Source organism: Arthrobacter sp. P1_B9, from assembly GCF_056406495.1.
Genome location: NZ_JBFUAA010000001.1, coordinates 37,137 through 51,102, shown reverse-complemented (window position 1 = coordinate 51,102; position 13,966 = coordinate 37,137). Strand labels below are relative to the sequence as shown.

Here is a 13,966-nt window from a genome sequence, read left to right as displayed (position 1 = left end):
AAAAATTCCTTGGTCGCGGCGAAACGCGGGAAGGCTCAGGGCCTGGCGTCGGCGGCGTCGAGATTAAGTCGGGTGATGATTTCCTGCGCTTCTTCCGCCGGCGTTGCGGAGACGGACAGGGAGATGAAGTTTTCGTCTGCCGTGGGGGCTTCGAGCGCGTCGAACTGGGACTCCAGCAGGGCCGGGGGCATGAAGTGCCCGTGGCGGGAGGCCAGCCGGTCGGAGATCTTGTCCCGTGATCCCTCGAGGAACACGAAAACCACCCCTTCGCCGCGCAGAACGTCCCGGTAGCGCTTCTTCAGCGCCGAACAGGTCACGACGCCGGGATTCCCGGCGCCGGTGTGGGCCCGGATCCAGTCCGCAATGCTTTCGAGCCAGGGCCACCGGTCCTCGTCGGTCAGCGGCTGTCCTGCGTGCATCTTTGCCACGTTTGATTCGGGGTGCAGGTCGTCGCCCTCGGCCAGGTCCCAGCCCAGCCTGCCGGACAGAAGTCCCGCGACAGTTGATTTGCCGGATCCGGAGACGCCCATGATCACAAGAACGGGGTGTTGCGCAGTCTTCGCCATCAAAGTCTGCCTTCCATCAATAAATATGATTTAAACAGAGGCCAGCATATGGCAGAGGTTGTGCTGCAGCAACACTAGAAACCGGCGATGGTCCCCTGGCCGTTGACTGTTACGACATGGAAGGCCTCGGCGCTGCGCCCGGCGGGAAGTCCGGCCCGGGCCCCGGTGCCGAGCATGAGGGCGCGGACCGTGCGCTCCATGGCGTCGACGTCGGGGTGCTGGCTGACGTGGATGTGGATGGCGGCCAGCTTGCTCTCCACATGCCCGGTGACGTCCACGAAGTGGTTTTCGCGCTCTTCCGGCCCGGCGAAGAGCCACAGCCAGGGCAATTTGTAGGCCTCCAGCCCGGACTCGGCCAGTTCCGGGTATGCGAACGGGTTTTCCAGCGCGGGGTACACGGCGCGGGTCACCGCCTCCCCCACGGCGAGATGATCCGGATGGCTCTTCTGGATCCGGTTCCAGTTGCGTTCCGGATGCATGGAGAGCACGACGTCGGGCCGGAGCTGCCGGATCAGGCGCACCACCTCGCGCATCACCTCATGCGAGGGTTCGAGGTAGCCGTCACGCTGGTGCAGGTAATGGATGTCTGTGACGCCGACCAGGGCGGCGGCGCGCTCCTGCTCCGCAACGCGCAGCCGCACAATTTCCTCGCGCTGCTCCGGATCAAAGCCGCCGGCGTCGCCGTCGGTCATGATGCAGTAGCTGACCTGGACTCCGGCGGCGGTCCAGGCTGCAACCGTGCCGGCTGCGCCGAAATCGATGTCGTCCGGGTGGGCCGTGAAACAAAGCACCCGCTCAATCCGGGTGGTCTCCGGGTCGAACGGGCTTTGTGCCGGGACGGCGGTGGTGCTCATGCGGTCAGCCTCTGCGCTTCTTGATTTCGGCGGTGGCCTGCGGCAGGACCTGGAAGAGGTCGCCCACAATGCCGAAGTCCGCGATCTCGAAAACCGGCGATTCGGCGTCCTTGTTCACGGCCACGATCACCTTCGCGGTCTGCATGCCTGCCTTCTGCTGGATGGCTCCGGAAATGCCCGCGGAGATGTAGAGCTGCGGTGCGACGGTCTTGCCGGTCTGGCCGATCTGCGCGTCGTGGCCGATCCAGCCGGCGTCCGTGGCCGCCCGCGAGGCTCCGATGGCTGCGCCGAGGGCGTCGGCGAGTTCCTCCAGCGGACCAAAGTTGCCGTCCACGCCACGGCCGCCGGCCACGACGATCCGCGCCTCGGACAGATCGGGGCGTCCGCTGGCAGGCTTGTCGGTGCGCGCCGTAACCCGTGCGGCAGCCGCGGTCACGTCAGGAACCTGGACAGTGATGCTCTCCGGCGCCGTGCCGGTGACCGCGGGCTCGGGCGTGATGCTGTTGGGCTTCACGGTCAGCACGGAAACGGGTGTCACCGCCTTCGCGGCGCTGGTGTAGGACCCGGCCAGGACCGACTTGTGCGCCGTTCCGTCGGGATCCACGGCCACGACGTCGGTGATGACGCCGGCGCCGAGCCTGATGCCGAGCCGGGCGGCGATTTCCTTGCCCTCGGCCGAGTTCTCGGCCAGGACCACGCCCGCACCGGCGGCGGCGGCGGCCGCGGCCAGGAATGCCGCCTTGGGTCCGACGAGGTAGTCGTCGAGGTCCGTGGCGGACGGGCGGTACAGTGCCTGGGCGCCGTACGCGGCCAGGGTCGAGGCGGCGTCGTCGTGCAGTTCGCCGTTGACGGCGGCGACGGTCTCGCCCAGGGACCGGGCGATGGTGAGCAGTTCCAGGCTCGACTTCTTCAGCGCCGCACCGGGGTTGTCGATGAAAACGAGTACTTTTGCCATGTTCGGATAATCCCCTTTAGAGCAGCTTCTGGGCGGCCAGGAACTCGACCAGCTGGATGCCGGCGTCGCCTTCGTCGGTAATGATGGTGCCGGCCGTCCGCGGCGGGCGGGCCTCTGCGGTCTCGACGGCGGTCCAGGAACCGGCCTGGCCCACCTGGGCGGCGTCCACGCCGATGTCGGCAAGGCTCAAGGTGGTGATGGTTTTCTTCTTCGCCGCCATGATGCCCTTGAAGTTCGGGTACCGCGGATCATTGATCTGGTCGGTGACGGAAACGACGGCCGGGAGTGTGGCCTCGATGGTGTCCGCGTGGGTGTCGCCGTCGCGGCGGGCGGTGAGCTTGCCGGCGTCGAGCTCGAGGGACGCGGCGAAGGTTACCTGCGGGAGGCCCAGCCGCTCAGCGAGCTGTGCCGGGACCAGCGAGGTCTCGCCGTCCGTGGAGGCCATTCCGGTGAGGATGAGGTCCGCGGGGACATCCGCGCCCAGGTGGCGGATCGCGGCGGCCAGCGCCAGCGACGTGGCCGCGGCATCCGAACCGGCCAGGGCCTCATCGCTGAGGTGCACGCCTTCCGTGGCGCCGATCTGGAGGGACTTCTTCACCGCATTGACTGCCCCGGCCGGGCCCATGCTCAGCGCAATGACCTTGTTGCCGGCCGCTTCTCCGCCGCGGGCCTCGGTCAGCTGCAGCGCAGCTTCCAGGGCGTATTCATCCAGTTCGGACAGGATGCTTTCGGAGCGGTCCACCGTGTTGGCCTCACCTGTGAGGTGGCGGTCGAACTGCGCATCCGGGACGTGCTTGACCAGCACAATGATTTTCAGAGTTTCTTCCACTGTGTCTACAGCAGCCTTCCATGCGGGTGGACAGCCGCCCCTGACGGGGTCATGGCCACGGAATGCCCGGCAGCCGGGCTGTTCCTAGCTAACCATATAGCCGCCGGGCAGCGCGGCCAGGGTTAAGGTCTGTGTCAGTGAACTGGCCCGGGACGGCAAAGGCCGGGCCGCACCTTTTCGGTGCCGCCCGGCCTGTTTGCTGCTGCCTTGATTTACAGCTGCGCTGTTTGCTTCCGCCCAGCTCTACTGCTCGGCTGCAGCGCCGAGCGTCACGTCGACGTCCTTGAGCTGGCCACCGCGCAGCACCGTCACCTTGACCGTGGCCCCGGCGGCCTGTTCCCGCACCGCCGCGGTGAGCTGGTTGGGATCGCTGATGGTCAGGTTCTGGAACTTCGTCACGACGTCGCCGACCTTGATGCCGGCCTTGTCTGCGGCCGAGCCGGACTCGACGGTCGCGACCTCCGCGCCCACCGAGAACCCGGAGGAGGACGAGCCTGCGGCCTTGGGCTTCACGCTGACCCCGAACTGCCCGTGGGTGGCTTTGCCGGCGCTGATGATCTCCTGGGCCACGCGCTTGGCGTTGTTGATGGGGATGCTGAAGCCCACGCCGATGTTGCCGCTGCTGCTTCCGCTGGCCGCGTCGCCGCCGGCGGAGGCGATCGCGACGTTGACGCCAATGATTTCGCCCTTGGTGTTCACCAGCGCGCCGCCGGAGTTACCCGGGTTGATGGCCGCGTCCGTCTGGATTACGTTGATCGAGATGGATCCCTGATCCGCGGTGCTCGGAGTCTCGCCGCCGCCGGGGGGCGCGAACTGGAAGCCCTGGTCACCGCCCTGGGAGTTGTCCGCACCGCCCTTCGGCGCAGCCGAGGATGCCACGCTGATGGTCCGGTTCAGGGTTGAGACGATGCCGTCCGTGACTGTGCCGGTAAGTCCCAGCGGCGATCCAATGGCGACGGCGGTGTCACCGACGTTCAGCTTGCCCGAGTCACCGAGAGTTGCCGGGACCAGTCCCGAGGGGTTGTCGATCTTGATCACGGCGAGGTCGGAAAGCGGGTCGGTACCGACGATCTTCGCGGAGTAGACCTTGCCGTCGCTCGTCCGGACCTCCATGGTGGCGTTCGCGGCCTTGCCGTCGAGCGTCACCACGTGGGTATTGGTCAGCACATGGCCCTGGGTGTCGAGGATGATCCCGCTGCCGGTGCCGCCGTCGCTGCCGCTGGTCGCTTTGATGGTCACCACACTGGGGGAAGCCTTGAGGGCGGCGGCGCTGATGGCGTTGACGTCTTCCCTGTTGTTGACGATCACCGGACCGGCCTGGCTCGTGTTGCTCGCGGCGGACGGGGAAAGGCGATCGCCCAGCAGGGCGTTGCTGCCGGCCACCACGCCGCCGCCGATCAGGCCGGCGGCCACGATGCTGGCCACGAGGGTGGGGACGCCGAATGCCGCCTTGCGTTTGGGGGCGTGCGCCGGGTCGTTCGCAAAGCCGGGGCCGGAAGGGTAGGACGGACCCGGCTGCGGCTGGCCGCCGTAAGGGTTGGCGCCGTAGTGGGCCTGGCCGTACTGGGTTTGCGGCGACTGCCCGTACGGGGTTTGCTGGGACTGGCCGTAGGGCGGGTGGCCGGGCTGGGCGGGCTGGCCCTGGCCGGACTGGGAGAACCCGCCGTACGGGCCGGTTTGCTGGGCCGGGGCGCCGATCTGCTGGGTATCCGCGGCGGAGGGCTGTTGCTGCTGGTACACCGGACGCGGCGCGCCGTCCTCGGCGCGGTCCAGCCGGAGGGTCGGGTTCTCGGGCGCCGGGCTTCCGACTACTGAGTTTTCGGACGTCGTGCTTTCGGATGCCGGACTTCCCGGTGCCGCCTCAGGCGCGCGGCCGGCATGCGGCTGCTCCGGCGAGCCCTCCCGCACTCCCGCCGGTTCCTGGTTCTGTTGTGTCGGCTCCGGTGACACACCCGGCACTGGGTTCTCAGTCATGAGACTTCCTTTCGTCCTCGTCTGCCTATAACTATGAACGCTCAGGCTGACACTAGAGCGGACATTTGCTGGGAGGTTCCTGAACGGACAGTTTGCGGCCTGCGGGCCCGTGTTTCCCAGTTTAAGCCCGTTTCGCTGGTGGCATATTCCCCTAGGTGGACTGCCTTTTGGGTGCACCATAGAATCAAATGGAAATGCCACAGCGACCTGCGGCTTTACATCTGCGTGGGGGCGCTGCTGCTTTCTGTGACGGCTGGTTCGACCGAACCGGTCCCAGAAGTGCTGAAGGGTTGCACATGCGGTCTAAGTTGAATCGTTTCCTCGCCGTCCTTGGCGTCGCTGGATTGCTGGCGCTCCCCGCCGCTCCGGCCCTCGCCGAAGATCCGGTGGCCATTCCGTCCGGGCAGAACATCGTGGACAGTGCGAACGTGCTCGGCAGCCGCAAGGCCGAAGTCCAGGACGCCATCCAGAAGCTCCTCAAGGACCACAAGTACAACCTCTACGTCATCACGGCAAAGACGTTCGAGAATCCGGCCGAACCCAAGGCGTGGGCCCAGGCCGTCGCGACCAACAAGGGCATGGGCAAGGCCGACGTCATCCTGACCATGTCCGACGACGGCAAGTACTACTTCTCCCCCAGCTCGGCCAGCGCCATCTATCCCAAGACGTCCACCATCGTCCAGAACGCCATCGTGCCGAACCTGGCCGGCGGAAAGCGCGACTTCGCCCAGGCAGCCATTGACACGGCCGCTGCGGTGGGCGACGCGGCGGGCGGCGGCAGCGGAACGGTGCCGTCCGGCGCCGGAGCGGGCAGCGCCGTCCTCGTGGGAGTCGGCGTCGTGGCTGTGGGCGGTGCGGGAACGTATCTGTACCTGCGCAGCCGCCGGAAGAAGGCCCTGCAAAGTTCGGGGGCGTCAGCCGGGGCCCAGGGCGGGCAGCCGGACCCGCTGGCGGGGCTCAGCGTGGCCGAGCTGCGCCGGAAGAGCGATTCGCTGCTGATCGAGGCCGATGACGCCATCAAGTCCAGCGAGCAGGAGCTGGGATTCGCCCAGGCCCAATACGGGGACGCCGCGGTGGGCAATTTCACCAAGGCTCTGCAGGAGGCCAAGGGCCACATGACGGAATCGTTCAAGCTGCAGCAGCAGCTTGACGACCACATCCCCGACACCGAGGAGCAGCAACGGAGCTGGCTCGTTGAAATCATCGGCCGCTCCGAAGCCGCGCTGGCATCGCTGCAGGAACAGAAAGCCGATTTCGATTCCCTCCGGGAGCTGGAAAAGAACGCCCCGCAGGCCCTCGCCGCCGTCGGCGCCGGCGCCGCGGACGCCCAGGCAAAGCTTGCCGCCGCCGAACAGTCACTGACCGATCTGCGGGCCAAGTACGCCGAGAGCGCCCTGGTCCAGGTCGCGGACAACATCAAACAGGCCAAGGAACGTCTCGACTTCGTGCAGAATGCCTCCACGGCGGCGCAGGAAAAGCTCGCCGCGGGTGAAAGCAGCCTCGCCGCGGTCGCCGTCCGCGCCGCCGAGGAGAGCCTGCACCAGACGAACGTGCTGATCGGCGCCATCACCAAGGTGGCCGGCAGCCTCGACGGGGCACGCAACAGCCTCGAAGCCGCCGTCGTCGATACCGCGCAGGACCTGGCCCAGGCGAAGGCGATGATCCAGTCCGGCGCCCATCCGGAACTTGCCGGCCCCGTGGCTGCGGCGGAAGCCGCGCTCGCCCAGGTCAAAACGGAAATCCAGGGCGGCAAGATTGATCCGATCGCGACGCTGGAACGGGTCGTCACGGCCCACCAGGCACTCGACCAGTCCCTGGCCGGAATCCGCGACCAGCAGGACCAGGCGCGCCGGGCCCAGGCCTCACTGCAGCAGAGCATCATGTCGGCCCAGGCCCAGATCAGCGCGACGTCGGACTACATCACCGCCCGCCGCGGCGGCGTAGGCACCGACGCGCGCACACGCCTGGCGGAAGCCCAGCGGAACCTGGACTATGCGCTCTCCATTTCCCGCACCGACCCCGTCACGGCCTTGCAGTACGCACAGCAGGCCTACGCGCTGGCGGCACAGGCCGCGCAGCTGGCCCAGTCCGACGTCGACCAATTCGGCGGCTACGCCAACCAGGGCCAAGGCTACGGTCGGGGCGGCATGTTCGGCGGCAGCGGCGGGGGCGGCCTCGGCGGCGCGATCCTCGGCGGAATCCTCATCAACTCGATCCTCCACGGCGGAGGCGGCGGAGGCTGGGGCGGCGGCGGAGGCGGCGATGACTCCGGCGGCGGCTGGGGCGGCGGCAACTTTGGCGGCGGCGGAGACTTCGGTGGCGGGGACTCCGGAAGTTTCTAGCCTGTTCGCCACCCCGCAGGGGACACAGTGGGAAAGCAGTAGCAGGAAACTCGACAGACCACGCGCCGGCCGCAAGGGCCCGGACAGCGGATAGATGCGATACATCATCGATCACTGGAATCAGTGAGACAACGGAGCAGGACGAAAGGTAACACCATGGTTAAGCAGTCCATTTTCGGCCGCATGGCGCAGCTGGCGAAGGCAAACATCAATTCGCTGCTGGACCAGGCCGAAGATCCGCAGAAAATGCTGGACCAGATGGTCCGTGACTACACGAACAACATCGCGGAGGCGGAGTCCGCCGTGGCCCAGACCATCGGCAACCTGCGCATGCTCCAGGACGACTACAACGAGGACGTCCGCAACGCCCAGGACTGGGGCAGAAAGGCCCTCGCAGCCTCGCGCAAGGCCGACGAATACCGGGCGAAGGGCGACGTCGGCGATGCCGAGAAGTTCGACAACCTGGCCAAGGTGGCCCTGCAGCGCCAGATGGGTTCCGAGAACGAGGCCAAGGCCGCCGAGCCGAGCATCGCGTCCCAGACCGAGGTGGTGGACAAGCTCAAGCACGGCCTCGACCAGATGAAGGGCAAGCTCAACGAACTGACCAGCAAGCGCAATGAGCTGGTGGCCCGGTCCAAGACCGTGCAGGCCCAGAGCCAGGTCCACGATGCCCTCAAGAGCATCAACATCATGGACCCCACCTCCGAGGTGGGCCGCTTCGAACAGAAGATCCGCCGCGAGGAAGCCAAGGTCCGCGGCCAGCAGGAGCTCGCCGAGTCGAGCCTGGACGCCCAGTTCAATTCGCTGGAAGATCTTGGCGAGCAGACCGAGATCGAAGCCCGGCTGGCAGCGCTGAAGTCCGGCGGCGCCCCCGCTGCCATCGGCACCGGCGAAAAGAGCGCCGAGTCCGGTTCCACGGTCGAGGAGGCCGACTTCGACAAGCTCTGACCCGCCGGTCCGGCGCTTCCGCAGGACTGCTGCACGCTTCGGGCCCGGGGCCGGGCTCCGGCGGACGAACCTGACACCTCAGGATCGCCCGCCGGGGCCCGGCCCTCGTTGTGCCCTGCATGGCCCCATGTCTCACCGCACAGGCGCCCGCGGCGGCGGGCGCGCGTGTACCGTGGATCCATGTCTGCGACCCTTGTGTGGCTCCGTGATGACCTCCGGCTGGATGACAATCCGGCTCTGGCGGAGGCCGCTGCCCTGCACCAACCCCTGACCGTCGTCTATGTCCTGGATGAGGAGTCACCCGGCATCCGGCCGCTGGGCGGCGCGGTGAAGTGGTGGCTCCACCATTCCCTGGCCGGCCTGGCCGCCGCGCTGGAGGCCACTGGCTCGCGGCTGGTGCTCCGCCGCGGCCCCGCCGCCCGGGTCATCCAGGACCTCGCGGTGGAAACGTCGGCAGACGCCCTGCTGTGGAACCGCCGCTACGGCGGCCCTGAACGCGCCGTCGACGCCGGCCTGAAGAGCTGGGCCGGCGGGGAGGGCCTCAACGCCACGAGCTTCCAAGCGAACCTCATGTTCGAGCCGTGGACCGTGCGCACCGGCGGCGGGGGCCCCTACAAGGTCTTCACGCCGTTCTGGAAGGCCTGCCTGGCCGGTGCCGAGCCCCGGCAGCCGCTGGCGGCTCCGGACCAGCTGCCGGGCCCTGCACGCACCCAGAGCGGCGGCCTGCCGGCGAGCGAACCGCTCGAAAGCTGGGGCCTGCTCCCCCGGAGCCCGGACTGGAGCCTGGGGCTGGCCGACACCTGGACGCCGGGAGAAGCCGGCGCCCTCAGCCGCCTCGAGGACTTCGTGGATGGCCCGGCCGCAGAGTACGGCACCGGCCGCGACGTCCCGGGCGTCGAGGGCACCAGCCGGCTCTCCCCGCATCTGCGCTTTGGCGAAATCAGCCCCTTCCGGATCTGGCACACGCTGCGCCACAGCTTTGCGGCGGGGGCGCCGGCCGACGTCGGGATCTTCCGTTCCGAACTTGGCTGGCGGGAATTCTGCTGGCAGCTGCTGTACGAGAATCCGGATCTGGCGACACAGAACTACCGGCCGGAGTTCGACCGCTTTCAATGGCAGCCGGCGTCGGGCGACGAGCTCCAGGCCTGGCAGCAGGGCCGTACGGGCTACCCGATGGTGGACGCGGGCATGCGCCAGCTCTGGCAGACGGGCTGGATGCACAACCGCGTGCGGATGGCGGCCGCGTCCTTCCTGGTGAAGAACCTGCTGGCCGACTGGCGGCTGGGCGAGGCCTGGTTCTGGGACACGCTGGTGGACGCCGATGCCGCGAGCAATCCGGCCAACTGGCAGTGGGTGGCGGGCTCGGGTGCCGACGCGTCGCCGTACTTCCGGATCTTCAACCCGGTCACGCAGAGCAAGAAGTTCGACGCCGCCGGTCGTTACCTGCGCGGGTACATTCCCGAGCTCGCCGCGCTGGATGACAAAACCGTCCACGAGCCCTGGAAGGCCGACAGCGCCGCCCCCGGCTACCCCGCACCGATCGTGGACCTTGCCGAGTCCCGGGCGCGGGCGCTGGCAACCTATCAGCGGCTCAAGGACGGCTGAGAGCCGGCACGGGGGCGGCTCAGGGCAGACGCAGCGCAGGCCGCCGCCGCGGACTTAAAACGAAAGGTCCGGAACACTGTTTCCAGTGTTCCGGACCTTTTCTCCAGTTGCGGGGACAGGATTTGAACCTGTGACCTCTGGGTTATGAGCCCAGCGAGCTACCGAACTGCTCCACCCCGCGTCGCTTGATCAACTCTACCCTAGTTTCCGGACCGCCTTGACCACGTGCCCGGCCGCCGTCCAGTCCGGCACATCCAGATCGATGGACTGCGAGGCGATGGTCTGCGGGGCGAGCCGCTCGAGCGGTCGCCCCTTTGTCCTATGACCGGTTTCCCGGTTCCCGGCTTCCGGACCGCCCCCCAGCGGCTTAAAGCAAAAGGTCCGGAACACTGTTTCCAGTGTTCCGGACCTTTTCTCAAGTTGCGGGGACAGGATTTGAACCTGTGACCTCTGGGTTATGAGCCCAGCGAGCTACCGAACTGCTCCACCCCGCGTCGCAAGATCAACTCTACCTGCCGGTGAACTTGAGGCCAAATCGAAGCGACGTGATGTGCATCTCGCCGCCCGCGGGAGCGTCCGCCCCGGTCTCCCGGGCCCGTCCGGCCAGGGCCGCACAGGGATCGAATCCGGTCCGTCTACGCCACAGGCCGGGATTGCCCCTCCGTAGGGGCAAACCCGGCCTGTCGCACCGTTCACAGCCTGCGCCTGGCCCTCGCGCAGCGCGCAAGGACCTGCCAGGGTCAGCTGCGCAGCGTTAACCGCCCGCCGTCGCCGACGGTGTGGGCGACGGTGTGGCGGCGCCCGCCGGCGCGGCCGGGGTTTCCAGCTTTGCTTCGGCCTCGAGTGCCTTTTGCAAGGCAGCGTTCAGCTTCTTTTGCTGCTCACCGTAGGTCGCGAAGTCGCCCTTCGCGAGGGCGTCCTGGCCGGCCTTGATCGCCGCATTGGCCTCGTCCAGCGCGGCCTTCAGGTCTGCCTTCGCGTCGGTAGTGCCGGGCGGCGGAGTTGCCCCACCTGGCGTGGTGGGCGTGGCCGGTGTTTGTCCCTTGTTGGCCGAGTCACCTGCTGCGGCACCCGAATTTCCGCCGAAGAGCTGGTTCAGGGCCTCGTCCAGTGTGGGCGCGAACCCGATCTTGTCGCCGAACGCCACCAGGACCCGCTGCAGCGTCGGGTAGGAGGTCTCCCCCGTGGAGCGCAGATAGACCGGCTGGACGTACGCCATGCCGCCACCAACCGGCAGGGTCAGGAGGTTGCCGTTGAGCACCGCCGACGCACCCTGGCGCAACAGGTTAAGGGCCTGCGAAACGGTGGGGTCGGAGTTGAACTTGTTCTGCGCCTGGCCCGGTCCGGGGACCTGGGTCTCCGGCGGGATCTGCAAGAGCCTCAGCTGGCCGTAGCTGTCCGCTTTGACGCCCTTCTGGTTGCCGGCGTCGGAGTCCGCGGCCAGGAAGCCGTAGAGCACGTTGCGGGCGTTGCCGTTGACCACCTGCGGGATGAACGACGAGGTCAGCTGGAACGCCGGCTTGTCCTGGTCGGGCATCTTCAGCGACATGTAGTACGGCGGCTGTTTGACTTCGTCCTTGACGGTGGGGTCGTTGGGAACGGACCAGGCGTCAATGTTGGTGTAGAAGCTGTCCGGGTTGGTCACGTGGTAGCGGCCCAGAAGCTCGCGCTGGACCTTGAACAGGTCCTCCGGGTAGCGCACGTGGCTCATGAGGGCACCGGACATCTCCGAATACGGCTTCACCGACGTCGGGAAGATCTTCTGCCAGGCTTTCAGGACCGGATCCTGGTCGTCCCAGGCGTACAGCGTCACGGAGCCGTCATAGGCGTCCACGGTGGCCTTGACCGAGTTGCGGATGTAGTTCACCGAGCTGTTTGGCAGGGCTACTGTCCGGTTCGCGGCGGTCTGTGAGTCGGCCGTGGCGGCAGAGAGCTGCTCCTGCTGGGAGTACGGGAAGTACGGGCTGGTGGTGTACCCGTCCACGATCCATTTCACCCTGCCGTCGACGACGGCGGGGTACGGATTGCCGTCAACAGTCAGGTAGGGCGCCACCTTTTCGACGCGGTCCCGCGGGTTGCGGTCGTAGAGGATCTGGGACTCGGCGTTCACGCCGTCGGAAAGCAGCAGGTCCGAGGACTGGAACTTGATCGCGTAAAGGATCTTGTTGAAGAAGCTGCCCACGTTCGGCCCACCGTTGCCGGTGAAGGTGTACTGCGTCTCGCCGTCGCCTTCCTTGGCCGCGGGCCGGTCCTGCTCACGGTGCGGTGCACCGTCCGGGGCGCCCACGATCGAGTAGTCGGGCGAGTCCTGGCCGAAGTAGACGCGGGGCTGATAGGTCGAATCGTTGCCGAGCGCGCCGGTGGACGGGATGCCCGCCTGCAGGAAATCCGGCTTGCCGTCCACGGTGAACTTGTTGCCCTTGGCGGCGACGACGCCGTAGCCGTGGGTGTAGACAACGTGCCGGTTCAGCCAGGACTGCTGGTTCGTGGCGAGCCCGTCCGGGTTGAGTTCGCGGACGGCGATGACCGTGTCCTGGATCTTGCCGTCGATCTCGTAGCGGTCCACGTTCAGGGCGCTGGGGAACTGGTAGTAAGGCCGGTACTGTTCGAGCTGCGAGAACGCATCCGAGATCAGGTTCGGATCCAGCAGCCGGATGTTGGCGGTGGTCTGCGCATCGGGGGCCAGCGCGCCGGTGGTGGCGTTGGTGGTGGCGTTGTACCGCTTTTCCTGGACCTTATCCAGGCCGTAGGCGGCACGGGTCATCGCGATGTTCCGCTTGATGTATTCGTTTTCCAGCGTCTGCTCCGAGGGCCGGACCTGGAACTGCTGGATGACCCACGGGTAGACGCCGCCGGCCAGGATGGCCGTGATGATGAGCATGGCGGTGCCGATCACCGGCAGCCGCCACTTGCCGATGACCGCCGCGACGATGAACAGCACGGCGACGATGGCCGCGGCCACGGCCAGGATGGCCTTGGTCGGAATGACGGCGTTCACGTCCGTGTACAGCGCACCGGCCCAGCGCCCGCCGTTATTCTGCACCGTGGAGTAGCGGTCCAGCCAGAAGTTGAGGCCCATCAGCACCAGGAAGGCGGCGCCCGTGACAGCCAGGTGGATCTGTGCGGCGCGGCTGGTGAAGATCCCGCGTTCCATGATCCGGATGCTGCCGTAGAGGTAGTGGGTGAGGATGCCGGCAAGGCCAGCGATCACCGTGACGCTGATGAGGAACCCGGTGACGAAGCCGAGGAAGGGAAGAGTCATGAGGTAGAAGCTGATGTCGAGCCCGAACTGCGGATCGTTCTGGCCGAATGCCTCCTGGTTCAGGAACAGGAGGACTTTCTGCCACTGGCTGGCCGCGGCGCTGCCGGCGAACAGGCCAAAGAGGATGGGAAGCCCCACCATCACGACGCGGCGGATCGGTTCGAGCTGCGCCTGGTAGCGGTTGAGGTTGTCCCGGATTTCCGAATCGGGGGCGTATACCGGCCGCGCATGGTAGGCAATCCTGATGGCGAAGAAGACGGCCAGGAACATGACAGCGAAACCTGTCAGGAAGATCACGATCCTGGCCAGGTTCTCGGTCAGGAACACTTCGAAGTAGCCGAGCTGCTGGTACCAGAGGACATCCGTCCAGACATTGGCGAAGAAGATGAATCCGACCACGATCAGGGCCACGATGATCAGCGTCGGCGTCAGGGCGCCGCGTCGTGTCTGGGGTCTTCCGGGCGGGACAGTGCTGGCGGGACGGGACAAACTCGGTACCTCATAGCTGGTCGTCTACTGCTGGTTTTTAGATATCAGTCGCTGCTGTGGCTCAGTCTGGCGACCAAGTGCCGGTGTTTCAGGTTGATGCATTCTAACGGCCGTCACCGCCGTTCCGTCAGGGCCCTGCAGC

At 67.0% G+C, this 13,966-nt stretch carries 9 protein-coding genes and 2 tRNA genes; 3 read left to right on the top strand and 8 right to left on the bottom strand.

Going from position 1 to position 13,966, the window contains the following annotated elements; all coding sequences use genetic code 11:
- Nucleotides 1–35: 35 nt before the first annotated feature.
- From AC1D1A_RS00200 to AC1D1A_RS00180, 5 genes are all read right to left on the bottom strand, one after another.
- Nucleotides 36–566: a gluconokinase gene (locus AC1D1A_RS00200; protein WP_476946866.1), complete on the bottom strand. Its 531-nt coding sequence runs from the start codon at nt 564–566 to the stop codon at nt 36–38.
- A 74-nt stretch (nt 567–640) separates the two neighbouring features.
- Nucleotides 641–1,420 (bottom strand): PIG-L deacetylase family protein, encoded by a 780-nt coding sequence (locus AC1D1A_RS00195; protein ID WP_476946865.1) that lies wholly within the window; start codon nt 1,418–1,420, stop codon nt 641–643.
- Nucleotides 1,421–1,424: 4 nt separating this feature from the next.
- The gene (locus AC1D1A_RS00190) at nt 1,425–2,375 is read right to left on the bottom strand and encodes an electron transfer flavoprotein subunit alpha/FixB family protein (protein WP_223913937.1); all 951 of its coding nucleotides are present in this window, start codon (nt 2,373–2,375) and stop codon (nt 1,425–1,427) included.
- Nucleotides 2,376–2,391: 16 nt separating this feature from the next.
- Nucleotides 2,392–3,192: an electron transfer flavoprotein subunit beta/FixA family protein gene (locus AC1D1A_RS00185; RefSeq protein WP_230008547.1), complete on the bottom strand. Its 801-nt coding sequence runs from the start codon at nt 3,190–3,192 to the stop codon at nt 2,392–2,394.
- Between the two features lie 255 nt (nt 3,193–3,447).
- The gene (locus AC1D1A_RS00180; protein ID WP_476848767.1) at nt 3,448–5,178 is read right to left on the bottom strand and encodes a S1C family serine protease; all 1,731 of its coding nucleotides are present in this window, start codon (nt 5,176–5,178) and stop codon (nt 3,448–3,450) included.
- 296 nt (nt 5,179–5,474) lie between these two features.
- Between AC1D1A_RS00180 and AC1D1A_RS00175 the strand changes: the two genes are divergently transcribed.
- The 3 genes from AC1D1A_RS00175 (at nt 5,475) to AC1D1A_RS00165 (ending at nt 10,073) form a co-directional block, all read left to right on the top strand.
- Nucleotides 5,475–7,520 (top strand): TPM domain-containing protein, encoded by a 2,046-nt coding sequence (locus AC1D1A_RS00175; RefSeq protein WP_476946864.1) that lies wholly within the window; start codon nt 5,475–5,477, stop codon nt 7,518–7,520.
- Nucleotides 7,521–7,676: 156 nt separating this feature from the next.
- Nucleotides 7,677–8,468, top strand: coding sequence for a PspA/IM30 family protein (locus tag AC1D1A_RS00170; RefSeq protein ID WP_223913934.1), 792 nt, complete (start codon nt 7,677–7,679; stop codon nt 8,466–8,468).
- A gap of 180 nt (nt 8,469–8,648) precedes the next feature.
- Nucleotides 8,649–10,073, top strand: coding sequence for a cryptochrome/photolyase family protein (locus tag AC1D1A_RS00165; protein WP_476856667.1), 1,425 nt, complete (start codon nt 8,649–8,651; stop codon nt 10,071–10,073).
- Between the two features lie 107 nt (nt 10,074–10,180).
- Here the strand turns inward: AC1D1A_RS00165 and AC1D1A_RS00160 are convergent.
- The 3 genes from AC1D1A_RS00160 to AC1D1A_RS00150 form a co-directional block, all read right to left on the bottom strand.
- A tRNA-Met gene (locus AC1D1A_RS00160) sits at nt 10,181–10,254 on the bottom strand.
- Nucleotides 10,255–10,493: 239 nt separating this feature from the next.
- Nucleotides 10,494–10,567, bottom strand: a tRNA-Met gene (locus tag AC1D1A_RS00155).
- Nucleotides 10,568–10,827: 260 nt separating this feature from the next.
- Entirely contained in the window at nt 10,828–13,824 is a 2,997-nt protein-coding gene (locus AC1D1A_RS00150; RefSeq protein ID WP_476871337.1) for a UPF0182 family membrane protein, read from the bottom strand.
- Between the last annotated feature and the right edge of the window lie 142 nt (nt 13,825–13,966).

What these genes read in the sequence shown, in the direction of transcription:
- AC1D1A_RS00200 (WP_476946866.1), bottom strand. Translation starts at nt 566, where the DNA reads ATGGCGAAGACTGCGCAACACCCCGTTCTTGTGATCATGGGCGTCTCC.
- AC1D1A_RS00195 (WP_476946865.1), bottom strand. Translation starts at nt 1,420, where the DNA reads ATGAGCACCACCGCCGTCCCGGCACAAAGCCCGTTCGACCCGGAGACC.
- AC1D1A_RS00190 (WP_223913937.1), bottom strand. Translation starts at nt 2,375, where the DNA reads ATGGCAAAAGTACTCGTTTTCATCGACAACCCCGGTGCGGCGCTGAAG.
- AC1D1A_RS00180 (WP_476848767.1), bottom strand. Translation starts at nt 5,178, where the DNA reads ATGACTGAGAACCCAGTGCCGGGTGTGTCACCGGAGCCGACACAACAG.
- AC1D1A_RS00175 (WP_476946864.1), top strand. Translation starts at nt 5,475, where the DNA reads ATGCGGTCTAAGTTGAATCGTTTCCTCGCCGTCCTTGGCGTCGCTGGA.
- AC1D1A_RS00170 (WP_223913934.1), top strand. Translation starts at nt 7,677, where the DNA reads ATGGTTAAGCAGTCCATTTTCGGCCGCATGGCGCAGCTGGCGAAGGCA.
- AC1D1A_RS00165 (WP_476856667.1), top strand. Translation starts at nt 8,649, where the DNA reads ATGTCTGCGACCCTTGTGTGGCTCCGTGATGACCTCCGGCTGGATGAC.